This window comes from Flavobacterium enshiense, from assembly GCF_040750275.1.
Classification (GTDB): domain Bacteria; phylum Bacteroidota; class Bacteroidia; order Flavobacteriales; family Flavobacteriaceae; genus Flavobacterium; species Flavobacterium enshiense_B.
Map to the genome: position 1 here is coordinate 1 of NZ_JBDOCV010000002.1, position 25,577 is coordinate 25,577.

At 36.0% G+C, this 25,577-nt stretch carries 20 protein-coding genes; 13 read left to right on the forward strand and 7 right to left on the reverse strand.

Annotation, left to right across the window (positions count from 1 at the left end):
- Nucleotides 1-137 precede the first annotated feature (137 nt).
- The 4 genes from ABGT15_RS02725 to ABGT15_RS02740 all read left to right on the forward strand — a co-directional run bounded on the left by ABGT15_RS02725 (nt 138) and on the right by ABGT15_RS02740 (nt 5,016).
- The gene (locus tag ABGT15_RS02725) at nt 138-890 is read left to right on the forward strand and encodes a LytR/AlgR family response regulator transcription factor (protein ID WP_367229882.1); all 753 of its coding nucleotides are present in this window, start codon (nt 138-140) and stop codon (nt 888-890) included.
- Nucleotides 874-3,858 carry a sensor histidine kinase gene (locus tag ABGT15_RS02730; RefSeq protein ID WP_367229883.1) on the forward strand — a complete coding sequence of 995 codons (2,985 nt, stop codon included), beginning with the start codon at nt 874-876 and terminating at the stop codon, nt 3,856-3,858. Before ABGT15_RS02725 ends, ABGT15_RS02730 begins: the two co-directional genes overlap by 17 nt.
- A 129-nt stretch (nt 3,859-3,987) precedes the next feature.
- A complete protein-coding gene (locus tag ABGT15_RS02735; RefSeq protein ID WP_367229884.1) occupies nt 3,988-4,398 on the forward strand; it encodes a YkvA family protein in 411 nt (136 codons plus the stop codon).
- Between the two features lie 9 nt (nt 4,399-4,407).
- The gene (locus ABGT15_RS02740; RefSeq protein ID WP_367229885.1) at nt 4,408-5,016 is read left to right on the forward strand and encodes a hypothetical protein; all 609 of its coding nucleotides are present in this window, start codon (nt 4,408-4,410) and stop codon (nt 5,014-5,016) included.
- Nucleotides 5,017-5,112: 96 nt separating this feature from the next.
- Here the strand turns inward: ABGT15_RS02740 and ABGT15_RS02745 are convergent, their stop codons facing one another.
- From ABGT15_RS02745 to ABGT15_RS02760, 4 genes are read right to left on the reverse strand one after another with little or no spacing between them, the layout of a single operon-like run.
- Entirely contained in the window at nt 5,113-5,760 is a 648-nt protein-coding gene (locus ABGT15_RS02745) for an endonuclease III domain-containing protein (RefSeq protein ID WP_367229886.1), read from the reverse strand.
- Nucleotides 5,761-5,763: 3 nt separating this feature from the next.
- A complete protein-coding gene (gene msrB / locus ABGT15_RS02750) occupies nt 5,764-6,156 on the reverse strand; it encodes a peptide-methionine (R)-S-oxide reductase MsrB (protein ID WP_367229887.1) in 393 nt (130 codons plus the stop codon).
- Entirely contained in the window at nt 6,153-6,635 is a 483-nt protein-coding gene (gene msrB, locus ABGT15_RS02755) for a peptide-methionine (R)-S-oxide reductase MsrB (RefSeq protein WP_367229888.1), read from the reverse strand. The genes msrB (ABGT15_RS02750) and msrB (ABGT15_RS02755) overlap by 4 nt, the downstream gene beginning before the upstream one ends.
- Nucleotides 6,636-6,640: 5 nt before the next feature.
- Complete coding sequence (locus ABGT15_RS02760) at nt 6,641-7,495, reverse strand: alpha/beta hydrolase (protein WP_367229889.1); 855 nt, start codon at nt 7,493-7,495, stop codon at nt 6,641-6,643.
- 174 nt (nt 7,496-7,669) lie between these two features.
- On the opposite strand from ABGT15_RS02760, the gene ABGT15_RS02765 reads away from it, so the two are divergent.
- The 9 genes from ABGT15_RS02765 to ABGT15_RS02805 all read left to right on the forward strand — a co-directional run bounded on the left by ABGT15_RS02765 (nt 7,670) and on the right by ABGT15_RS02805 (nt 20,996).
- Nucleotides 7,670-8,488: a M48 family metallopeptidase gene (locus ABGT15_RS02765; protein WP_367229890.1), complete on the forward strand. Its 819-nt coding sequence runs from the start codon at nt 7,670-7,672 to the stop codon at nt 8,486-8,488.
- A 58-nt stretch (nt 8,489-8,546) separates the two neighbouring features.
- The gene (locus tag ABGT15_RS02770; protein WP_367229891.1) at nt 8,547-9,866 is read left to right on the forward strand and encodes an MFS transporter; all 1,320 of its coding nucleotides are present in this window, start codon (nt 8,547-8,549) and stop codon (nt 9,864-9,866) included.
- Nucleotides 9,867-9,925: 59 nt separating this feature from the next.
- Nucleotides 9,926-10,474, forward strand: a complete 549-nt coding sequence (locus ABGT15_RS02775; RefSeq protein ID WP_367229892.1) for a DUF6252 family protein — start codon at nt 9,926-9,928, stop codon at nt 10,472-10,474.
- A 192-nt stretch (nt 10,475-10,666) separates the two neighbouring features.
- Complete coding sequence (lon, locus tag ABGT15_RS02780; RefSeq protein WP_367229893.1) at nt 10,667-13,120, forward strand: endopeptidase La; 2,454 nt, start codon at nt 10,667-10,669, stop codon at nt 13,118-13,120.
- A gap of 117 nt (nt 13,121-13,237) precedes the next feature.
- Nucleotides 13,238-14,257 carry a type IX secretion system protein PorQ gene (porQ, locus tag ABGT15_RS02785; protein WP_367229894.1) on the forward strand — a complete coding sequence of 340 codons (1,020 nt, stop codon included), beginning with the start codon at nt 13,238-13,240 and terminating at the stop codon, nt 14,255-14,257.
- Between the two features lie 5 nt (nt 14,258-14,262).
- On the forward strand, nt 14,263-14,949 hold the full coding sequence (gene cmk, locus ABGT15_RS02790) for a (d)CMP kinase (RefSeq protein ID WP_367229895.1): 687 nt from the start codon (nt 14,263-14,265) through the stop codon (nt 14,947-14,949).
- A gap of 183 nt (nt 14,950-15,132) precedes the next feature.
- Nucleotides 15,133-16,386, forward strand: a complete 1,254-nt coding sequence (locus tag ABGT15_RS02795) for a nucleoside permease (RefSeq protein WP_367229896.1) — start codon at nt 15,133-15,135, stop codon at nt 16,384-16,386.
- 337 nt (nt 16,387-16,723) lie between these two features.
- A complete protein-coding gene (gene rpsA / locus ABGT15_RS02800; protein ID WP_367229897.1) occupies nt 16,724-18,493 on the forward strand; it encodes a 30S ribosomal protein S1 in 1,770 nt (589 codons plus the stop codon).
- Between the two features lie 130 nt (nt 18,494-18,623).
- A complete protein-coding gene (locus ABGT15_RS02805; protein WP_367229898.1) occupies nt 18,624-20,996 on the forward strand; it encodes a DUF7619 domain-containing protein in 2,373 nt (790 codons plus the stop codon).
- Between the two features lie 65 nt (nt 20,997-21,061).
- On the opposite strand, the gene ABGT15_RS02810 is transcribed toward ABGT15_RS02805, so the two are convergent.
- The 3 genes from ABGT15_RS02810 to ABGT15_RS02820 all read right to left on the reverse strand — a co-directional run bounded on the left by ABGT15_RS02810 (nt 21,062) and on the right by ABGT15_RS02820 (nt 25,504).
- Entirely contained in the window at nt 21,062-21,778 is a 717-nt protein-coding gene (locus ABGT15_RS02810) for a hypothetical protein (protein ID WP_367229899.1), read from the reverse strand.
- A gap of 135 nt (nt 21,779-21,913) precedes the next feature.
- Nucleotides 21,914-24,340: a phenylalanine--tRNA ligase subunit beta gene (gene pheT / locus ABGT15_RS02815; RefSeq protein ID WP_367229900.1), complete on the reverse strand. Its 2,427-nt coding sequence runs from the start codon at nt 24,338-24,340 to the stop codon at nt 21,914-21,916.
- Nucleotides 24,341-24,478: 138 nt separating this feature from the next.
- A complete protein-coding gene (locus tag ABGT15_RS02820) occupies nt 24,479-25,504 on the reverse strand; it encodes a proline iminopeptidase-family hydrolase (protein WP_367229901.1) in 1,026 nt (341 codons plus the stop codon).
- Nucleotides 25,505-25,577 lie beyond the last annotated feature (73 nt).

The window sequence follows — 25,577 nt, forward strand, 5'->3', positions numbered from 1 at the left end:
AGCAATCAAAACCAAGCCTTTCGCTCCGGATAATAAATAAAATAGGTAAATTCGTGTAAATTATTCCTGTTTTTATAAGATTATTTAGCGTTTTTTGGGACTAAATTGTATTTTTGAGCTTAATTAATGGGTTGGTAATGAAGATCAAAGTTGTCATTGTGGATGATGAATTGCATGCACGAAGTTTTTTACGAAAATTTTGTGAGCGCTATTATGCTGACATTTTAGAGGTTACGGATGAATGCAATTCGGTGGAAACTGCGGTTCGTTCCATACGCAAGCACCAACCAGATTTGGTCTTTCTTGATGTGCAGATGCCGGACGAGAGCGGTTTTGAACTCCTGAACTATTTTGAGCGCATCAATTTTGAAATCATTTTTACTACAGCCCATAAAGAGTATGCGATTCAGGCAATACGAAATAGTGCTTTGGATTATTTAGTGAAACCTATCAATATTGAAGATTTTAAAGTTGCAATTTCCCGATTTGAAGCCAAAAAAAAATCTAAAATTTCTATTGATCGATTTAAATTGCTTGCTGAAAACATTAGTAATCAATTTACTGATAAACAACGTATTATATTTCCAACGAAAAATGGTTTTGAAGTACTTCAAGCGAACGCTATTGTATATTGCAAATCGGATGGTTCCTATTCCAGTGTGTATACCATTGACAAAGAATATTTTACTTCCAAGCCTTTTAAAGAAATTGAAGAACTGTTGATACAGCCTAACTTTATCCGAGTACATCGAAGTTATCTGATAAATAAAAATTTTATTAAAGGTTTTAAATCTGATGATTATAAATTGGAGATGATTACCGGTGACGCTATTCCCGTTTCGGACAGTTTGTTTACCAAAAAGAAATTAATGGATGCGATTACTACTTAAGCTTCTTTTATTTTTCTTTACTCAGTCTGTATTTTCACAGTATTTAGCTTCCACCAATTATACAACTGCTGATGGTTTGCCAAACAATGCAGTGCGATCCCTTTTTATCGATAGGTCTAATGTCTTGTGGATAGGTACAGAAAACGGCATTTCACGGTTACAAAACGGCATTTTTCAGACGATAGATGAAACTGACGGTCTTAGTCACAACAGTTGTTGGGATATTGCACAAGATGCGAATGGCACTATGTGGTTTGCCAGTTACGGTGGTGGTATCAGTAAGTATGATGGGAGAAAATTTACGATTTTTACTAAAAAAAATGGACTTCCGGCAAATAAAACCCGAAAAATTTTCCCTTTTCGCGATAAAGTGTATGTTGGAACAGAACAAGGAATTTCAATTATTGACATCAATTCGAATAAGGTAATTACTCCGAATGTTCCCAAAACAAAAGAAGATTTTATCTGCATGGATTTTTTCATTTTTGAGGGAGAAGTGTACTTTATTTCGATTTTTGACGGGCTTTTCAAAATTGATGAAAAAGGGGAAAAGCCTATCGTTGTTCCTGTTTTTAAAGGGAAAAATTTCTACAGTCAGTTTCTTAACGCAAATACGATTTACTTTGGAAATGAAGGTTTTGTTCAGCAAACGAATCTTCCGAAGTTGTTAAAAGGAAAAGCTGATTTTACAACATTTGGGACTTCCATAATTTGGGATTTTGCCCAAACCCGCGATGGTAAAATCTATGCAGCTGCAGATGGTGTTTACAATCCGGATGGAGGCGTTTATGAAATAATGAACAATCAAATGATCAATGTTTCGGAGCAATTGGGTATCGATTCCAAAATCATTCTGAATGTGGTTTATGATGCACAGCGCAATGTACTTTATGCCGGTTCCAACGACAAAGGAATTTATGAAATCCGTTTGGGAAGTATGATTAAGTCTTTTCCTTTTTTGAATAGGAGTTGTATTGATTTTGAGTTGGTTGGCAATGAGAAATTCGTGCTTCACAACGAAGGAATTTCAATTCTCAATGCTTCTGGAGCATTAAAAAAAGAAGTTTTTCGCTCGGATTTTAAGAAATTTGAATCGGATTATATAAAACAGCATCCAGGAGTTTTTAAAACAGATTACAGGGAATCTAGGGATTTTGAATTGAATTTCAAGATTCCGGCTGAAGGTATCGTGTTTTATGAAATGGTGAAAAACAGCTCGACGATTTGGGTGGCAAGCAATATTGGTATTTTTGAGTTGAATACTCAGGGGAAAATCATCAGTTATATCCCGAAGCATAGTTTAAAAATTGGTTTTACTTCTGATGGTAAATTTATTGAAACCATTACGTTCGCCGGGGTTTATGTCTATGATGATGTGTATTCACTCAAAGGAACACATTATTCGAAATTTGAAGATAATACACCGCAGTTTATCGTTAAGATATTGAATCACAAAGATAAAACGTATCTGATTTCTGTCTTTAACGGCTTGTATGTTCATCAAAAGAGTAAATTCCGAAGCTATTTATCGGAAAGCATCTGGAAAGAAAAAAAGTTTAAGCATATAACGGTTAATGCCAAAGATCAACTTGTTTTAGCGGCTGAATTTGGCGATGTTTTTATAGTGGAAGATGATAAGCAATTCAAAATCAAAAAAAAGATTTCCAAAGATGAAATTGCAGGAAAGACGATTAATTTTCTGGAATCATATAAGGATTATCTTCTGATTGGTACAGAAAGCGGTATTACGATTTATCACAATGGGAATATTCGCCTGATTGACAAGGAGCAAGGGTTAAAAAACTGTAATTTCAAATCCTCTAAAATTTTTAAGGATGAGTTGTGGTTAGGTACGGAAAAAGGATATTATGTACTGAATTTGAATCAGTTGCTGTCGGATCAGAAAACGGCACAATCCATGGCAATCGAGAAGATTTTGATCAATAATCAACCGATTTCTAAAGCAAATTACAATTGGTTTGAATATTCTGGTAAGGAACTAATTTGCGATTACAAACACAATTCATTTGCAGTTGATTTTGTTCCGAAAGGGCATCTTTTTCCGAACAAACTAAAATTCCGCTACCGTCTTAATTCCAGTAACCGTTGGAGTCCGTACAGTGATAAGCCTAGTGTTTTTCTGTCGTATCTGCCGCATGGAAATTACAATCTGGAAATTGAAGTTTTCGATCAGAATGCCGGTAAAGTAACAGTTTTTCAGCTGTTGAAGATTGTGGTTCAGTCTCCTTTTTGGTTGCGTTGGTGGTTTATTGCCGGACTTGTTTTGATAGTAATTCTGATTGTTGTTTACGGAGTGATTCGTTATAAAAATAAAGCAAAAGAAAAGGCATTGATCGAAAAGCGTATAGCGGAAACCAAGCTGGATGCGCTGTTGAGTCAGATGAATCCGCATTTTACGTTTAACGCGATGAATACGGTTCAGGATTTTATTATTAGTAATGATGTGGATAATTCGTTGTTGTTTATTAGTGAATTAGCCAGGTTAATGCGCCTTACTTTAGATAATTCTTCCAAGAAAACCATCCCGTTGGACGAGGAAATTTCGTTTTTAAAAACCTACATCAAACTGGAAAATATGCGTTTTGGAAATCGTGTAACTGTAAATATTGTCCAGGATAAAGCCATTGATGCTCCTTTCATTGAAGTTCCCACCATGTTATTGCAGCCTTTTGTAGAAAATGTTTTTGTGCATGCTTTTAACGATGAACATCCGAATCCAAAGCTGGATATTACCTTTAGAATGAAGGCAAGACAGTTGTTGGAATGCACCATTAGCGACAACGGAAAAGGGAAGGCTTCGTTCCAGAAAGTGAAACTGCACAAATCCAAAGCACTTTTACTGGCAGCAGAACGGCTTCAGTTGTTACAACCCGAAATTGAAAACCCGATTTCCACAGATTTTACGGAACAGAACGGAACCCAAATCCGTATTCTTTTAAAAGTATAATCTTCCTAAAAAAATAACTTCAAAAGGCAGAATGTCCTTTTTATACCTAATAATCCTCCCTTAATAAGGTTTTCAGGACTGTCTTGCTTTGCCGTTTTATTTTAGCGGTGTTAACTTAAAATCTAACATATGGATACTGTTGAAAGTAATTTAAATCAAATTGAAAAGGGGTATAAAATGTCCGAGAAAGAGGCTGAAAACATCCTTAATGACCGTAAATTAACACAAGAAAAAGTAAGTTTGGCCATTGATAAAGCTGCTTCAAATAAAGGTAAGCTTGGAGAAGTGTGGGATTATTTGCAATCGTTTTTCTCGATAGTTAGTGATTACATTAATGGAAGGTACAAGGAAATTCCTAAAGGCTCGATAATTGCCATTTTTGCATCGCTATTGTATTTTCTTTCACCAATTGATTTCATTCCAGATTTTATCCCTGGCATTGGATTTATTGATGACATCTTCGTAATTGGATTAGTTGTAAATCAAATAAAGTCAGATCTTAATGATTATATGGTTTGGAAAGCTAAAAACACTAAATAATTACTTTATATGAAGACTTTTTTAAGAATTATATTGTCATTTTCAATTGTTTTATTTTTTACAAGTTGTGATGATAAACTAACCAGAGATGAAGCTAAAGAGCAGATTATTTCCGGTTTAAGTGTGCCTTTTGATGAAATAAAACCTTTTAAAGTCGATGATAATACTTATTCCGCAGACAGAACTGCTAATCAGTACAAACAACTTAAAGAAATAGGTTTACTTGATTATTCCTTTGAGGGAGATTGGCCATCACAGTATCACGCTAAGGCAATTTTAAATGATAAAGGAAATAAGTATGTTGTTTCTGAAGAAAGAGATGAAGGCTATTTTAACGAAGTTGATGTTAAAGTTGCCAGAGTTGAATTCGGTGAGGTAACAGGGATTCAGGAAATTAAATTAGGTGAAATGATCTCTTACTATGTTGAATATACTATAATCAGAAAGGAAGTGACTCCGTTTGGCAAGATTCTATATGATTTGAAGGAGAAAACCATTAAAAAGAAAGTGAAGTTTTCAAAATATGATGATGGTTGGAGAGTCAGTGATACGGAATTTAAAGATTTGAAAGAAGCTCTTATTTTCAATTTTGATAATGCCGAAAATGAGCTGTTTTAAAAGAAAAATTAAAAAAACAAAAACAACACTATTCATAGTTCTTTTATTGGCTGTGCTTAGTGTTGTTCTTATCAATATTGTAAACTTGTTTTTTTATTAAGAAGCAGCATTGTTATAAAAATGACAAACCGTATTCACTGGGCAAAGTTCGCATTTCGGGTTGGTAGGGCGACAGATTTCACGTCCTAAAAAGGAAATAGACATCCCGATTTCACCCCAAATTTCTTTAGGTAAAACCTGCATTAATTGTTTTTCCACTTTGTTGCCGTCTTTGGATTCGGCAATTAAACCAATTCTTGGCGCAACTCTAATTACATGTAAATCTGCAATAATTCCTTCCGCAGAAGCTTGCATTTCGCGCATAATTACATTGGCTGATTTTCTTCCGATTCCTTTTAAAGCAACCAATTTTTCCATGGTTAACGGAATATTTTTGTCCTCTTTAAGTTCCTGAGCAATTTCAAGCAGCCAACTAGCTTTTGTTCCGAAATTTCGAACTTTTGAAATATGGGGAATCAACGCATCAACATTAGAAACTGCAATACTTTCCAAATTCGGATAGACTTCAAAGAGGGCAGGAGCAATCTTATTGATGTTGGCATCCGAGTCCTGAGCCGATAAAATTACCATAACCATCAACTGATACAAATTCTGATAGTCGAGCGGATGTTTTTTTCCGGTGTATTTTTCTAAAAGAGGCACAAAACTTTTTGCCCAATCCTTTTGCTCTTCAAATAAATTCATGGTTTATTTTTTATGGAAATCTAAAGATAAAGAATTTACACAATATCTGATACCCGTTTGAGTAGGTCCGTCATTGAAAACATGTCCAAGATGTCCGCCACATCTTACACAAAGAATTTCCACCCGAAGCATCCCGTGTGAAGTGTCTTTTATATATTCAATTTTTCCGGGAATGGATTCGTCAAAAGAGGGCCAGCCACAATGCCCATCAAACTTTGAATTGCTTTCAAACAAAGGTTCTCCACAGGCACCGCAACAGTAGGTTCCGTTTTCAAAATGCAGGTTGTATTCACCGGTATGCGGATATTCGGTTCCCTTTTGGCGTAGGATTTTGTATTTCTCTTCACCCAATTCGGATTTCCATTGTTCTTCTGATTTTTCTATGGGATAGCTCATGGTTTTGCAGGTATAAATTTAATCGATACAGAATTGGTACAAAAACGTTTTCCGGTTGTTTCCATCGGACCATCGTCAAAAACATGGCCTAAATGACCACCACATTTTGCACAGGTAACTTCAATGCGTTCCATGCCAAAGCTGGAATCATCATGATATTTTACCGAACCTTTTATTGCTTGATCAAAAGAAGGCCAACCGCAGTCGGAATCAAATTTCGCATCCGAATTAAAAAGAGGGTTGTTACAAGCGGCACAAGCATACATTCCTTTTTCAAAATGTTTCCAATACTCTCCTGTAAAAGGGCGTTCGGTACCTTTTTCCCTCAAAACTTCGTACTGTTCCGGAGTTAATTTAGCTTTCCATTCCGCTTCCGTTTTAGGCAAAGTAGCAGATGAAGTTTGTGTTACTTCTTTTTTTTCCTGAGCATTACAGGAGATAAAGAGGCTCATAATTATAAGCAAAACAATTTTTTTCATGAGTTCTATTGAATAAATTCAACTATTTTTTTAATGACTTTGTTGTCTCCTAAAATTTTTCGATGACCTAACTCTTTGGTAATCAGTATTTCTCCGTTTTTCAGATGTTGATGTATGTGCTCTCCGGCAAAAACAGGTACATCATGATCATCTATGTCGTGTACCACCAAAACGGGAATTGAAATGTCCTTTGCAGCTATATACGCAGAATAACTGTTCATGGTTTCACCAAGTTTTGTTTCGAAATCCAATTTCATGCGTTGCGCAATGTTCGGTTTCAATTTTAATTTGAGAACAAAATCGTTTAGAATATCTTCCACCACATCTCCGCTTCCGATAATTACTGCTTTTTTTACTTTTAATCCACGTTTGATAGCATTCAAAACGGTCATGCCTCCTAAAGAATGTCCTATGGCAAATTCGAATGGACCAAATTCTTTTTCGATTTGTAGTGCGGCCGCAATAAATTCAGTCATGTTGCTGGTTTTTCCCGGTGCTTTTCCATGTCCCGGCGCATCGTAGCTGATGGTTGAGTAACCTAATTTCAGTAATTCATCAGCAATTTTCACCAATTGTGTACCTCTTCCGGACCAACCGTGAACCAATAATACTTTTTTAGATGATGTTCCATAACTGTAAACCATTACTTTTTTATCAATGCTCTGAATAGTAAGTAATTGTTGTTTGGAATTTGCGTTCATTTCCAATTCCCTTTTCGGAAGTTTATGACGAATTGGAGTGGTAAATAATTTTATGGCAAATTTTGTCGCTAGATTTGGAGAGATGGTTTCCAGAGCTTTAGCAGTATAAAGAATCCCTTTTGGAATTTTGATGGTTTGTTGATGTTTGGGCTTTTTCATCTTCTGTAAAAATATACTGCAAGTTACTTTATTCTTAAGTCTTCTAATGATAAATAATTCTTAAATATCGTTTGGCATTTTTTTTGCAACAGGAAATAATGATAATATTTTGTACCTTTATTAACAATGATAATAGGACAATTGTTTAATTTTGTTTGCTAAAAATCTTACGTTATGAATTTAAAATCCGGTTTAATAGTGGCGGGTTCATTGGCACTTGTTGTTTCTTGTGCTAAAAATCCGTTTACAGGTAAAAGTACGATGGCTTTGGTTTCTAATAATGAAATTTTTCCATCCTCTTTTCAACAGTACAACCAGTTTCTTGGGGAAAATAAAGTAATAAAAGGGACTAAAGACGATCAGAGAGTTGAATCTGTGGGAGTTAAAATTAAAGTTGCTGCTGAGAAATGGCTTAATGCTAACGGTTATCAGGGCTACTTGAAAGATTATAAATGGGAATATAATTTAGTTGATAATAAAGAGGTTAACGCTTGGTGTATGCCGGGAGGTAAGATCGTTTTCTATACAGGAATTCTTCCGATTACCAAAGACGATGCCGGAATGGCAACTGTAATGGGACACGAAGTGGCACACGCTTTAGCGAATCACGGTCAACAGCGTATGAGTGCAGGAATGCTGCAACAATTAGGAGCCGTTGGTGTTGGTGTGGCTACAGGAGGAAAAAGCGAAGAAACGCAACAAATTGCAATGACAGCTTATGGAGCTACAACACAATTAGGAGGTATGCTGCCTTTTAGCCGTGCACACGAGAGCGAAGCGGATATGATCGGTTTAACATTAATGGCTATTGCCGGATATAACCCGGATACTGCTGTAGCATTTTGGGAAAGAATGTCGACAAATTCAGGAGGGCAAAAACCACCTGAATTTATGAGTACGCACCCATCGGATCAAACACGTATTTCAAAAATTAAAGAATTGATCCCTCAGGCTAAAGCAGAAGCCGCAAAATTTGGAGTCACATTTAAGTAAGAAAAAAATATGTATATTCGAGCCGCACTATAAAGTGCGGCTTTTTATTTTAGTATATATGAAACAACTTGAAAAGGGAAGTTCGAAATTATTAAATGCCTGGGTCTCCTATGATTGGGCAAATTCGGTGTATAGTTTGGTAATCGCATCAGCCATATTTCCAATCTATTACGGACAACTGTTTAAAAATAAAGGAGTTCAGGAGATTGAAGTTTTTGGAATTGTTCTGAAAAATACAGCACTGATAAGTTTTGTGACAGCTTTCGCTTTTCTGGTAGTTGCTTTTTTTTCGCCATTGCTTTCCGGAATTGCCGATTATGTGGGCAATAAGAAAAATTTTATGCGATTCTTCTGTTATCTGGGAGCCTTTTCCTGTATTGGACTTTATTGGTTTGATTTAGATAATATATACTTCAGTATTGCCTGTTATTTCTTCGGATTGATTGGATTTTGGGGGAGTTTGGTGTTCTATAATTCCTATTTACCGGATATTGCCTTTCCGGAGCAGCAGGATAGGGTAAGTGCCAGAGGCTACTCCATGGGGTACATCGGAAGTGTGGTCTTGTTGTTGCTGAACCTTGTTTTAGTAATGAAACCGGAATGGTTTCCGACTTGGTTTGGACTTGAAGGTCCAGACGCTAAAATGAAAGCCATGCGTTATTCCTTTATTTCAGTTGGTGTTTGGTGGATACTTTTCAGTCAATACGCGTTTTATTATTTGCCGACCGGGAACGAAAATACAAACAAGGTGCACTCCGGAATTCTTTTTAACGGATTTAAAGAGCTTAAAAAAGTTTGGCATCAGTTGGAAGATAATATACGTTTAAAGCGTTATCTGGTTAGTTTCTTTGTGTACAGTATAGCAGTTCAGACCGTAATGTTGGTAGCTACTTATTTCGGTGAGCAGGAAATCAGTTGGGCAGATGACGATCAAAAAACTCAAGGATTGATCGTTAGTATTTTATTAATACAATTTGTGGCAGTTTTGGGAGCTGTAATTACTTCAAGAGCATCGGAAAAGTTTGGAAACATCAAGGTGTTGATTGTTATTAATTTCATTTGGATAATCATATGCATCACGGCATTTTTTGTAACGCTTCCGATTCATTTTTATATAACGGCAGGTTTTGTAGGATTGGTAATGGGTGGAATTCAGGCACTTTCACGCTCTACTTATTCTAAATTTTTACCTGAAACACAAGACACGGCTTCTTATTTCAGTTTTTACGATGTAGCAGAAAAGATAGGTATTGTCATAGGAATGGTATTGTATGGGGTTATCGATCAGATTACCGGAAGTATGCGTAATTCTATTGTTTTTTTAGCTCTGTTTTTTATATCTGGTGTGATATTATTACTGAGAGTCCCAAAAAAATGAAGATGAATAAAAAATAATAGTATATTTGGAAAAAAAATTAAAAAATTAACCTTTTTTATATGAAAAAAATTAACCTAATCGCTTTGTTTGCAGTTATGATAGCTGCGGTTTCATTTGTTTCTTGTAGTGGCGATATTGAGCCCTTAGATCCGGCATTATCAGGAGATACAACTGGTGGCGGTAATACAGGAGGCGGAAATACTGGTGGAGGAAGCGGAACTTATTATGTAAAAGCAAAAGTAGACGGAGTTCAGAAACAGTGGACTGGAAGTACACAAATTCAAGCACAATTTGCTGATGATATGTTTATTTTATTAGCCTCTAATGGGTCAGAAACTATGTCGTTGGGTATAATTAGTGATGATGCTATTGCGCCAAATACATATCAGTTGGAATTTGGTGGCGTTACAGGAGTGTATACTTTAGGAACAGAATCATTCTCTTCGAGTTATGATGATTTTACAACAAGCCCTGGCAATATTCAAGTTGTTGATCTCAATAGCACCAATCGTACAATAAAAGGTAAATTTACATTCATCGGAAAGAATAATGCAATGACTGTGTCAAAAAATGTTACCGAAGGTGAATTTTTCGTTCAATATCAATAAAAAGATATTTTCTCTTATTAAAACCCGAAAGTCATTTCGGGTTTTTTTTATGGCATAAAGATTGACTAATACTAAGAAAGAATTTTAATATAATGTAAATTTGTATTGATATTCAATAAGATAGTTGAAGCACAATGTTTTGTTTTGACGCTTGTTTTTTATTGTTTAATGACAAAAAGTCCTAAAAATACTATGTCGAATCAAAAAATACTTACCCTTGACAACTTGTCACTTCAGGAAATTGATACTGATGCTGAATTGATTCCACTTTTAACTCCCGAAGACGAGGAGGAGATGAACAATGAAGTACTGCCCACTGATCTGGCAATTCTTCCGCTTCGTAACACGGTATTGTTTCCCGGAGTTGTAATTCCTATTACAGCAGGCCGTGATAAATCCATCAAACTTATTAATGACGCTAATGCTTCAGGAAAAGTTATTGGCGTGGTAGCTCAAAAAGATGAAGAAATCGAAGATCCAACCATAAACGATATTAACCGTATCGGGACCGTTGCCAGAATTTTGAGAGTTCTTAAGTTGCCTGATGGTAATACAACCGTTATTCTTCAGGGGAAAAAACGTTTTGAAATTGATGAGATCACAACGGATGAGCCTTATTTAAGAGCAACGATCAAAGAAGTTCCTGAAAAGCGTCCGGCCAACAAAGACAAAGAATTTGCTGCAATAATAGATTCTATTAAAGAACTGGCTATTCAGATTATCCGTGAGAGTCCAAACATTCCTACGGAAGCTACTTTTGCGATTAAGAATATCGAAAGCGATCCTTTCCTGATCAATTTTGTTTCGTCCAATATGAATTTGAGTGTTCATGAGAAACAAGAGTTGATTTCTATTAATAATCTGAAAGAAAGAGCATTAGAAACGCTTCGCTATATGAATATCGAACAGCAAAAGTTGGAGCTTAAAAACGATATTCAGTCGAAAGTGCGTTTTGATTTAGATCAGCAGCAACGCGAATATTTCCTGCATCAGCAAATGAAAACAATTCAGGAAGAATTGGGTGGTGTTTCGCACGATCAGGAAATTGAAGACATGCGCGTTAAGGCGAAATCCAAAAAATGGGATGATAAGGCGGCAAAGCATTTCGATAAAGAAATCAGCAAATTGCAGCGCATGAATCCTCAATCGCCTGATTTTTCAATTCAGCGCAATTACCTGGAGTTGTTTTTGGAATTGCCTTGGAATGAGTATTCCAAAGATAAATTCGACTTGAAAAACGCTCAGAAAATATTAGACCGTGATCATTTTGGTTTAGAAGATGTTAAGAAGCGAATCATAGAGCATTTGGCTGTTTTGAAATTGCGAAACGACATGAAATCTCCAATCATCTGTTTGTACGGACCTCCGGGAGTCGGAAAAACTTCCATAGGTAAATCTATTGCAGAAGCTTTGGGGAGACAATATGTTCGTATGTCGTTAGGTGGTTTAAGAGATGAAGCTGAAATTAGAGGTCACCGTAAAACATACATTGGTGCGCTTCCGGGAAGAATTCTTCAGAATATAAAAAAAGCAGGAACTTCCAATCCGGTTTTTGTTTTGGATGAAATTGATAAATTATCATCCAGTCATAGTGGCGATCCTTCATCTGCTTTGTTGGAAGTATTGGATCCGGAGCAGAATTCCGACTTCTATGATAATTTCCTTGAAATGGGATACGATTTATCGAAAGTGATGTTTATTGCTACGACAAATAGTCTTTCCAGTATTCAGCCGGCTTTGCGAGACCGTATGGAAATCATAAATGTAAATGGTTATACTATTGAAGAGAAGATAGAGATTGCCAAGCAGCATTTGCTTCCAAAACAGCTGAGAGAACACGGTTTGTCCTCCAAAGATTTACAAATGGGTAAAAAAGAATTGGAGAAAATAGTGGTTGGCTACACGCGTGAATCTGGTGTTAGAAGTCTGGAAAAGAAAATTGCTTCCATGGTTCGAAATGCAGCCAAGTCTATCGCTCTAGAAGAAGAGTACAATAAAAAAGTTACTGTTGAAGATATTATAAAAGTATTGGGAGCACCACGTTTGGAGCGCGACAAATATGAAAATAATGAGATTGCAGGCGTTGTAACCGGTTTAGCCTGGACCAGTGTGGGTGGTGATATTTTGTTTATCGAATCCATTATTTCCAAAGGAAAAGGCACGATGACAATGACTGGAAATTTGGGAACCGTAATGAAAGAATCGGTAACGATTGCTTTAGAATATATAAGAGCTAACGCGGAAACATTAGGATTGAATCCTGAAGTTATTGCGAATTACAATGTTCATATTCACGTTCCGGAAGGAGCTACTCCTAAAGACGGACCAAGTGCCGGTGTTGCGATGTTAACGTCATTGGTATCAAGTTTTACCCAAAAACGTGTTAAAAAGAGTTTAGCCATGACGGGTGAAATTACACTTCGCGGTAAAGTATTGCCGGTTGGCGGGATAAAGGAGAAAATTTTGGCGGCCAAAAGGGCTAATATCAAAGAGATTATCCTTTGTCATGAAAACAAAAGAGATATCGACGAAATCAAAGCAGAATATCTTGAAGGACTTACGTTCCATTATGTAGATAAAATGAGTGAAGTGCTGGATATAGCCATTACCGATCAAAAAGTGAAAAATGCTAAGAAATTAGTTTAAGAAGATAATTTTCAGAGATTCCAATTTAGCAATAAGTTGGAATCTCTTTTTTTGTGAAATACCATTTATAATTTTATCTTCGCAAGTGCGTTATATATTCAGAAACCAAAACATCAAATGTCGAAACAACTACTGATTCCTTTTTTTTTGCTTGTTTGTGTACTCGGCTATAGCCAAATAGGAGGAAAGTATACCTATCAGTTTCTGAATTTAGTTACATCTCCAAGACAAGCTGCTTTAGGAGGAAAAACACTGACTATTTACGATCAGGATGTGAATCAGGGAATCTATAACCCGGCAACCATTAATCCCGAAATGGACAACCATCTTTCCTTGAATTACGGAAGTTATTTCGGAGAAGTTTCCTATGGCACAGGTGCTTATGCCTATACATGGGACCGTCATGTACAAACACTTCATGTAGGTGTAAATTATGTGAATTATGGAAGTTTTGAAGGATACGATGAAAACGGCCAACAAGCGTCAGACTTTTCAGGAAGCGAAATTGCCCTTTCTTTCGGATATGCGTATAATATTCCTTGGACTCCGGTTTATGTGGGAGCCAATGTAAAGCTAATTTCATCAACATTGGAATCGTATAATTCTTTTGGAGCAGCGGCAGATATTGGCGCGTTGTATGTAGATGAAAAAAATGATATCAATATCGCTGTGGCAGTAAGAAATGTTGGTACACAAATTACAACTTATGCCGGAGAACGTGAAAAACTGCCTATGGAAGTAATGGCCGGGATTTCACAGGAACTGGAAAATGTACCATTGCGTTGGCATTTAACCTTGGAAAACCTTCAGCAATGGAATATTGCTTTTAGTAATCCAAACCGAACCGAAGCTACAATTGATGGACCCGGGAAAGAAGAAAAAGTTACTTTTTTTAATAATGCTTTGCGGCATGTAATCTTAGGGGCTGAATTGTTTCCTAAGAAAAGTTTTAATATCCGTTTGAGCTATAATTTCAGAAGAGGGGAAGAATTAAGAATTGTGGAACAACGAAATTTTTCAGGAATTTCAGCCGGTTTCGGATTGCGTTTCAATAAAATAAAATTCGACTACTCGTATTCACGATACACGATTGCCGCGAATATGAGTCTTTTTGGATTAACCATTAATTTACAATAGCAGTTTTGAAAAAAATTACCATCGCCATAGACGGTTTTTCGTCAACCGGAAAAAGTACATTAGCAAAACAATTAGCTAAGGCTTTGGGTTATGTTTATGTGGATACAGGCGCTATGTACCGTGCTGTAACCTTGTACGCGATGCAACATAATTTTGTATCGGAAAATTATTTGGATAAAGAAGCATTGGTAAAAAAACTACCGGATGTACAGTTGAAATTTCAATTTAATGCTGTGTTAGGTTTTGCGGAAATGTTTCTTAACGGTACAAATGTGGAAACCGAAATCAGAACGCTAAATGTTTCCCGTCTGGTAAGTAAAATAGCTGAAATATCCGAAGTCAGATCAAAATTGGTGGAGCAACAGCAACAGATGGGTAAAAATAAAGCGATTGTAATGGATGGCCGTGATATTGGAACTGTAGTTTTTCCGGATGCCGAATTAAAAATATTTATGACCGCAAGTCCGGAAACAAGGGCGCAGCGCCGTTACGATGAACTGCTGGAAAACGGACAATCTGTTTCTTTTGCGGATGTACTTCAGAATGTTAAAGAACGTGATTTTATCGATACCAACAGAGAAGATTCCCCATTAGTTCAGGCAGAGGATGCTGTAGTTGTAGATAATTCCGCGATGAGTAGGGAAGAACAGTTTGAAGTGGTACTTAGTCTTGCACACCATAAACTCAGCTAATACAACTGAAAATATGATAAAAAAGCGACGTGGAAAAAGGCTTTTAAAATCAAATTTTCTTTAAAAATTAAAATATTTAGTTAAAATCTTAAAACCAAGGTAAGTTCGGTCACAAAACCGGAATTTATTTTGGTTTTTTTGTTTTTAGTGTTAGATTTACCGGCTTTTTATTTACCAAAAACTATGAGTATTAAATTTAGATTGACTTTAATGAGCTTCCTGCAATTCTTTGTTTGGGGAGCGTGGCTGATAACGGTTGGAAACTATTGGTTTGGAACCAAACAGTGGAGTGGTGCGGAGTTTGGTGCTATTTTTTCCACTTTGGGAATTTCATCCATTATTATGCCAGCTCTTACCGGAATTATTGCAGACCGTTGGGTGAATGCGGAACGTTTATATGGCGTATTACATATTTTAGGAGGTGTGGCATTGGCTTATATTCCGCAGGTTGATAATCCGACAACTTTTTTCTGGGTTATTTTCGCTTCGATGCTGTGTTACATGCCAACAATTTCTCTTTCTAATTCGATCGGATATACCATTTTAAAGAATAATAATTTTGATGTTGTAAAGGTTTTTCCACCCATTCGCGTATGGGGAACCGTAGGTTTTATTGTGGCGATGTGGATTACGAATCTTACCGGAAATAAAGCTTCTGCAAATATGTTTTATATTTCAGCTATTGCTGCCGTTTTATTGGGATTGTATTCCTTTACATTGCCAGCCTGTGAACCACAAAATAAAACGTCTAAAGATGCTTCTTTAGCGCAATCGTTAGGGTTAAATGCATTTAAACTTTTTGCGGATTATAAAATGGCATTGTTTTTCATTTTCTCTATGTTCTTGGGAGGTGCTTTACAATTGACCAATATGTATGGTGACACCTATTTGTCTGAATTTGAAAAAATTCCAGAATACGCGGATTCTTTCGTAGTACGTTACTCAACGATAATTATGTCGATTTCTCAAATTTCTGAGACGTTGTTTATTTTGGCAATTCCGTTCTTTTTGAAGCGTTTTGGAATTAAGCAGGTAATGTTGATTTCAATGTTGGCTTGGGTGCTTCGTTTCGGCTTATTTGCTTACGGGGATCCGGCCGGCGGTTTGTGGATGATTATCGTATCATGTATCGTTTACGGAATGGCGTTTGATTTCTTCAATATCTCGGGTTCGCTTTTTGTGGAAACTACTACAGACTCCAAAATCCGTTCTTCGGCGCAAGGATTATTTATGATGATGTCCAATGGTTTTGGGGCCTTCTTCGGCGGATTGATTAGCGGTTATGTGATTGATACGTATTTCACGGTTAACGGACAAAGAGACTGGCATAACATCTGGTTGGCGTTTTCAGCTTATGCTTTAATTATTGCAATCGCATTTGCGGTGCTGTTTAAGCATAAGCACAATCCAAAAGATGTGGAGAATATAGCACATTAAAATACAAAGCCCGGTGAATTTCATCGGGTTTTTTGTTGGCTGATATTCAGTACAATTCTTCTCTAGCCCCGATGGGAGCAAGCTACCGTGTAGCGCGGACAGCGGGAATATGGTTTCCAAAAATACCTAAACCTTTCGCTTCCAAAAATGGCTAACCGCTGATTGCTAAAAGCTTATTGCTGAAAACTTTGGTAATTAAAGATTTATTTGTACTTTTGCGCACCTTTTGGCGGGAAGTGTTTCCTTTAGGTATCAACAATTTATATGTAAAACGCTTCTGTTTTTTCTAACGCATTACGAAACACGAGAGAAACAGAATACAAATTTTTTATCAGACATGTCTGAAATTAATAAAACACAAGAAGAGTTTTTAGCGAATTTTAACTGGCACAACTTCGAAGAAGGTATTGACGCAGTAGATCAAAAAAACCTATTGGAATTTGAAGAATTAGTAGCTAAAACGTTCATCTCTACAGATGCTGAAGAAGTAGTTGAAGGAGTTGTAGTTAGAATCACTGAAAGAGATGCTATCGTTGATATCAACGCTAAATCTGAAGGTGTTATCTCTTTAAATGAGTTCCGTTACAACCCGAACTTAAAAGTTGGTGACAAAGTTGAAGTATTAATCGACGTTCGTGAGGACAAATCAGGTCAGTTAGTATTATCACACAGAAAAGCACGTACAATCAAAGCTTGGGATAGAGTTATCGCTGCTAACGAAACTGGAGAAATCGTTAACGGTTTCGTAAAATGCAGAACTAAAGGTGGTATGATCGTTGACGTATTCGGAATCGAGGCTTTCTTGCCAGGTTCTCAAATCGACGTGAAACCTATCCGTGATTACGATCAATATGTAAACAAAACTATGGAGTTCAAAGTTGTGAAAATCAACCATGAGTTCAAAAACGTAGTTGTTTCTCACAAAGCGCTTATCGAAGCGGATATTGAGGTACAGAAAAAAGAAATCATCGGTCAATTAGAAAAAGGACAAGTATTAGAAGGTGTTGTTAAAAACATTACTTCTTACGGTGTGTTCATTGACTTAGGAGGTGTAGACGGATTAATCCACATCACTGACTTATCTTGGTCAAGAATCAACCACCCATCTGAAGTTCTTGAATTAGACCAGAAACTTAACGTGGTAATCCTTGATTTCGATGATGAGAAAACAAGAATCCAATTAGGTTTAAAACAATTAAACGCTCACCCATGGGATGCTTTAGATGCTAACTTAGCAGTTGGTGATAAAGTGAAAGGTAAAGTTGTAGTTCTTGCTGACTACGGTGCTTTCATTGAAGTAGCTGAAGGTGTTGAAGGTTTAATCCACGTTTCTGAAATGTCTTGGTCTACGCACTTGCGTTCGGCTCAGGATTTCGTAAAAGTTGGAGATGTTGTTGAGGCAGTTATCTTAACTTTAGACAGAGACGAAAGAAAAATGTCTTTAGGTATCAAACAATTATCTCAAGATCCTTGGACTGACATCACTTCTAAATACCCAGTAGGTTCTAAACATACAGGTATCGTTAGAAACTTCACTAACTTCGGTATTTTCGTAGAATTAGAAGAAGGAATCGACGGTTTAGTATACATCTCTGATCTTTCTTGGACTAAGAAAATCAAACACCCATCTGAATTCGTTAACGTTGGTGACAAATTAGATGTTGTTGTATTAGAATTAGATGTTGATGGACGTAAATTATCTTTAGGTCACAAACAAACTACTGCTAATCCTTGGGATAAATACGAAGATGCTTTCGCTGTTGGAACTGTTCACAACGGAACTATCGCTGAAATCGTAGACAAAGGTGCTACTGTTGAGTTTGGTGATGATATTGTTGCTTTCATTCCTACACGTCACTTAGAAAAAGAAGACGGTAAGAAATTGAAAAAAGGTGATACTGCAGACTTCAAAGTAATTGAGTTCAACAAAGAATTCAAAAGAGTAGTTGCTTCTCACACTGCTATCTTCCGTGAAGAAGAAGAGAAAAACGTGAAAGCTGCTGAGTCTAACAATGTTGCTTCATCTTCTAACAATGCTGAGAAATCAACTTTAGGTGATATCGATGCATTAGCTGAATTAAAAGCTAGAATGGATAAAGGAGAGTAATCTTTTTTAACCTGAATATTTTAAAATCCCAACCGGAAACGGTTGGGATTTTTTATTTTCAACTGTTTTTTATTGTAGGAAAATATTTTTTGGGTTTATTTAAATATCTTTGCGGCTTTAAATTATCCAAATGAAAAAATATTACTTTCTATTAATTGTTTTACTTTCTATTACTGCGGTTAAGGCGCAGGTTATTAATTTTCCGGATGCAAATTTTAAAGCTTTATTACTGCAATCTGATACGACTAATGATATTGCTCAAATCTTTAATCGGAGTCAACCAGGTGAATATATTAATATTAGAATTGACACAAACAATAACGGTGAGATTGAAGTTTCAGAGGCAGCTAATGTTGAGATATTACATATTTCCGGTGTAAATATTACAAGTTTAGTAGGTATAAATTCATTTGCTAATTTGGAAATATTGACCTGTAATAATACACAAGTTAGTAATATTGAACTCTCAAACTTAGATAAAATTAATGGCATTGGTTTGTTGAATCATCAATCAACTAGTTTGAGTATCGTTGGTCAGAGTCTTGGAACATTGAGTGATTATGTTTCAATTGATTGTTCGAATAGTTCGGTATTAAGTAATTTGCAAATATCTGGTGTCCAAGTACGCGGCATGATAAGCAGTACAAATAATAATCAATTAACAAGCTTGACATTAACAAATTTGCCTAATATAAGCGAGTTGTATTGCAATAATAATCAGTTAACAAGCTTGACTTTTTCTGGAGTAGGGTTAGGTATTTTGGACTGTAGTAATAATCAACTAACTAATTTAGATTTTCATGGAACGTCTTTGGCAAGTATTAATTGCTCGAATAATCTATTAACCAATCTGGATGTTTCTTTTTTAAGGGGATTAATGGATTTGGTTATTGATAATAACCTGATAGAAACGATTGAAGTTAATAATGCTCCATATTTTAATTATTTTAAAGCAAATAATAATAATAATCTAACTTCAGTTTTTTTAAAAGCGGGTTGCGATCAGCCTATATTTTTAATGGAATTTGTAAACAATCCTAACCTTAGGTATATATGTGTTGATGATTTAAATATAGATTTTGTACAACAAAAAATAACAGAATATAGTTACACGAATTGTCATGTAAATTCGTATTGTTCTTTTACACCAGGTGGTGAATTTTATACAATTAACGGGAATACTAAGTTAGATTTTGATAACAACGGTTGTGATGTTGCGGATGTAAATTATCCAAATTTGAAATTTAATATTACAAACGGAACAACAAATGGAACAATGATTTCCAATTCTTTAGGAAATTACTCCATTTCGGTTCCGGCAGGGACTTATACTGTAACACCAATACTTGAAAACCCAACCTATTTCACTATTTCACCATCATCAATTAATGTTACATTTCCCGGGCAATCGAGTCCTTTAACTCAAAATTTTTGTATGGTTCCGATTTTAACTCCAGACTTAGAGATTAACATTTTGCCTATAGTGCCACCTAGACCTGGTTTTACCACATCTTTTAGAATTATATATAAAAATAAGGGCAATGTAACTCAATCAGGAACGGTTAATTTTTCATTCGATGATTCTGTCTTGGATTTTGTTTATGCTAATGCAGCCATTACCAGTCAAACCTTAAACAATCTGTCTTGGGATTTTTCGAATTTACAGCCGTTAGAAACAAGAGAAATTTTCTTAGTACTACATGTGAATTCTCCAATGCAAACTCCAGCAGTTAATGCTGGAGATGTTCTAGGCTATAGTACTTCAATAATTTCAGCAGCCACCGATGAAACTCCAGCGGATAACACCTTTACTTTAAGCCAAACCGTAGTAAACTCTTTTGATCCCAACGACAAAACCTGTTTAGAGGGTACAACCATCGCCCCAAGCGAAGTAGGGAAGTACGTGCATTATCTAATCCGTTTTGAAAACACAGGAACATATCCAGCCGAAAACATCGTGGTGAAAGATATCATTGATACGAACAAATTCGATATTAGCTCTTTAGTTCCGATTGATGGTAGTCATGAGTTTACCACTAGAATCAATGATAACAAAGTAGAATTCATCTTCGAAAACATCAATCTTCCTTTCGATGATGCCAACAACGATGGTTATGTAGCGTTCAAAATCAAAACTAAGCCAACATTGGTAAATGGTGATACGTTCAGCAATTCAGCGAGCATTTATTTCGATTATAATTTTCCGATTGTTACTAACACGGCTACAACTACCATTGCGGCTTTAAGTACTCAGGATTTCGAATTTGGGCAGTATTTCAGTCTGTATCCGAATCCGGTAAGTAATGTGCTGAATATCGAAACCAAGCAAACAATTCAGGTAAGTTCTATAAATATTTACAATACCTTGGGACAATTGGTGATGGTGGTTCCAAATGCGGAGCAAATTTCAAAAGTGGATGTTTCGAACTTGTCTTCAGGTAATTACTTTATCAAAATTAATTCGGATAAAGGCGCTTCAAATACGAAGTTTATTAAGAGATAATAAGCCGAGTCAAAATAGGATTCCAAATGATTATAAAATCCCAATCGGAAACGGTTGGGATTTTTTTATCCACCGAAATTACTGTTCCAAATGTTTGCATTGAAGTTTTTTCCTTTCGCAACCCCATAGTAAATACCTATGGCGCAACAATATTTGAATAGGAAAAGGAATGAAACTAATTTCATAGTATCGTTCATTTCGATACCATAAAATTTTGATGGCAACATAAAACTAATCAGCAAACTTATCATAACGAAAAACAACAGCAGGTGTGAAAGTGTTTTAAAAGGTAATACTAACCATTTGCGTAAAGGCTCTAAGTCATTGCCCCACTTGTGGATCAAATAGTAATAATCATTGCCAATAGGTGCAAATAAAATCGGATCGTTATACTTTTTAAGCATGAAAACCTTTGATGGAGCCATAAGTTTGAAGCCGCTTAATTGGGTATTGTGTAATTTTTCAAGATGGGTTATTTTGGTTATCACTTCTTCCGGGAATGGAATTTTATATAAGTGGCTGTCTAAAAATCTCAAGCGATAATTGATGCAAATGTCTTTTATCTGACTAATGTGAAAAATGTTTGCTGTTTCAAGTAGGTCAAAAGTAAAACGATTTTCAGAAGTGGGTAGCTTAGATTTTAAGTTCTTGTGAATAGTTTGGCGTTGCAGTTCGTTATTTGCCAAAAGATTCTTTACAGCAGCTAATTGCTCCGAAATAGCACCTGATTGTTTTCTTTTTAAAACCAGTTTTTCATGAATATTGGTTGCTTTGACTAACATTACACGAAGATTTAATAACAGACTCTAAGTTAGTTATTTATGTTCTGAAAATCAAAAAGTTATGATTAAATTTGGTAATAAAAAATCCTGTAAAACAATCGTTTTACAGGATTTATAAATAGTTGTTACTATAGATTATCGTAAAGTTGCCCCGATTTCTTTTTCGAAATTCTGCTGCAGTTTACTCATGATTTTATCAATTTGAGCATCTGTTAACGTTTTGGAGTTGTCCTGAAGCGTAAAACTCACAGCATAGGATTTTTTACCTTCTGGTAAATTGTTGCCCTCATACACGTCGAACAGATTTACGTTTTTCAATAACGATTTCTCTGATTGTTTGGCGATTGTATAGATTTGTTCAAACTGAACTGTAGCATCCACCAATAAAGCCAAATCACGACGAACTTCCGGATATTTAGGAATATCAGTGAATTTGATTTTGGTAGAAAGTAATTTTAAAATTTCTCCCCAATTGAAATCGGCAAATAAAACTTCCTGTTTGATATCAAAATGCTTCAGGATTGATTTTTTAACCGTACCGAATTCCACAATGGTTTCTTTTCCGATGGAATATCCGATGCCTTCAGCAAAAACATCATTTTCCAACGGCTGAGAAACAGTTTTTTCCAATCCTAATCTTGAAAGAATAGCATTAATATATCCTTTGAATAAGAAGAAATCCGATGGTTTTTCTGCAGTAGTCCAGCTTTCCATCAAACGGTTTCCGGTTACAAATAAGGTCAAATGCTTGATTTCATCACAGCCTGATGGCATTTTATGATAACTTTTTCCGAACTCGAACAATTTTAAATCGGAATTCTTTCTGTTAACATTATAGGAAACAGCTTCTAATCCACTAAATAATAAGGATTGACGCATAGCTGATAAATCACTGCTCAAAGGATTTAGCATCAATACATTGAATTCTTCTTTTAACTTGTCGGATAATTTTACATATTCCGGTGAAGTTAAAGAATTGGCCATCATTTCATTGAATCCTTGAGAAACTAATTGATTGGCAATGATATTCTGAATTTTATAATCTTCGGTTCTTGAGGAATTTGAAATCGATGCATTTAGTTTCGTAGTGAAATTGATGTTGTTGTAACCGTAGATACGTAAAATTTCTTCGATTACATCAATTTCTCTCTGTACATCAACTCGGTAAGCAGGAATCGTTAATCCTAAACCGGCATCCGAAACACTGTTTACTTTTATATCTAAAGAAACCAAAATTTTCTTAATTGTTTCTTTTGGAATTTCCTGTCCTATGATTTTATTTACGTTGTTGAAATTCAACAGTACTGAGAAATCCTCAATTTTTTTAGGGTACAGATCAACAGGATCAGAAGTAATTTCACCACCAGCTACTTCCTGAATCAATAACGCTGCACGCTTTAAAGCATATTCTGTTATTGTCGGATCAATTCCTCTCTCAAAACGGAAAGATGCATCGGTGCTCAACGTATGGCGTTTAGCCGTTTTTCGAATAGAAACCGGGTTGAAATAAGCACTTTCCAAGAAAATCGCAGTAGTATTTTCTGTAACTCCAGAATTTTTACCTCCAAAAACACCGGCAATACACATCGGGCCGTTTTCGTCACAAATCATTAAATCTTCTTCATGTAACGTTCTTTCCACTTCGTCAAGCGTAAAGAATTTTGTTCCGGCTGGTACTGTTTTAACAATTACTTTATTTCCTTTGATTTTCGCTGCATCAAAAGCATGTAGTGGTTGTCCTAATTCATGTAAAACGTAATTGGTAACGTCTACGATGTTGTTTTTTGGAGTTAATCCGATGGCTTTCAGACGATTTTGTAACCAATTTGGTGATGGTTTTACCGTAATTCCAGAAATGGTTACGCCACAATATCTTGGTGCTAATTTCGAATCTTCAACTTTTACATCGATTTTTAGCGTACGTTTTTCAACTTTGAATTTACTTACTGATGGTGTCATCAATTCCGAATGGTTAATCCCTTTCTGAATTAATCCTGCACGTAAATCTCTGGCAACACCCCAATGACTCATAGCATCCGCACGGTTTGGCGTTAATCCGATTTCAAAAACCTCATCCGTTTCAATATTGAATACTTTTGAAGCAGGTGTTCCCGGAACAAGTTTTTCATCCAAAACCATGATTCCGTCATGCCCTTCGCCCAAGCCTAATTCGTCTTCAGCACAAATCATTCCGTGACTTTCTTCACCGCGGATCTTTCCTTTTTTGATTTCGAAAGCATTTCCTTCCTTGTCATACAATTTGGTTCCGATTGTAGCAACCGGTACTTTTTGACCTACGGCTACGTTCGGCGCACCACAAACAATCTGAACCGGAGCTTCCGCACCGATATCAACTGTGGTTACTCTTAATTTATCAGCGTTGGAATGTTGTACGCAAGTCAGTACGTGACCAACTACCACACCTTCAAGTCCGCCTTTTAAACTTTCATATTTATCAACACCTTCCACTTCAAGACCTAAATCTGTCAGTAAAGCCGAGGTGTCTTCGGAGTTCCAATCTAATTTGATGAATTGTTTTAACCAATTGTAGGATATGCGCATTTCAATATCTTTTTATAAGTCTGCAAAGATAATAATTGTGATGGATTCTTTGTTAGATTTTCTCTGTTTTATACGTTAATTTGAATAAAAAAACAGCCCGTTTTAAAGCGGACTGTTCTTGTATTTTGTCTACGATTTTTACTTCTTAAGAAAAGAAATTAACCCTTTAAAATAGGTTTTCTGATCGTCATAAAATGCCATATGACTTCCGTTAGGGCAGAACAGATAGTCTCCTTTTGGTAATCGTTTTGACATTTCTTCCATATGTTTCGGATCCATAGTGTCGTATTTAGCACCAATTACCAATGTTGGGATGGAAATCGTTTTTAGTTTATCAAAACAAGTCCATTGTTCAAGTTTTCCTGAAATGCCAAATTCGCTAGGCCCTTGCATAGTAACATATAAAGATTGATTCATTTTTGCAAAAGAACGGTTCATAGGTTCCGGCCAGTTTTTTAGAGGGATTCTGCAAATGTGTTTGTTGTAAAAATGGGGCATAAGTAATTCCATGTACTTCGGATTGGAGAAGTCTTTTTTAGCTTCAATATCACGAATTTGCTTCAAAACCTCTGGGTTCATTTGTTTGGCCAATACTTCATCGGCATATTTTCCATAGGCGGGAGCATCTGCCATCATGTTGGAGATTATCAGGCCTTTCATATTGTTTTGGTATTTCAGTGCATATTCCATTGCCAGAATGCCACCCCAGGAATGACCTAACAAATAGAAATTGTCTTTGTTAAGATTTAATGCTTTGCGAACTTGCTCGACTTCTTCAACATAACGGGGTAAATCCCACATAGCCACATCGTTTGGGTTTTCGGAATTGCCACAACCCAATTGGTCGTAATAAATAAATTCTATGCCTTCAGCTGGTAGGAAACTTTCGAAACATTCAAAATATTCGTGCGTAGCTCCGGGGCCACCATTCAGTAATAAAAGTTTTATTTTGGGATTATTTCCTATTCTTTTGGTCCAAACGTTGAATTTTCCTTTTGGTGTTTCAATCGCAATGATTTTTATGCCACCGGTTTGAACGGAATCAGCTTGCTGTTTGAAATAGTCGTTAACCGCTGTTGTTTCGCTTGTTTTGTTTTCAGTGCAATTGATGAAGAGTATGGAAATCAGTAAAACAAAAGTGAAGATTGAAAATTTACGAATCATGATTTTTCTTTTAAAGGTAAGAATTTCTTTTATATGCTGTATTTGAAACGTAAGTTTTAAGTATTTCAGATTG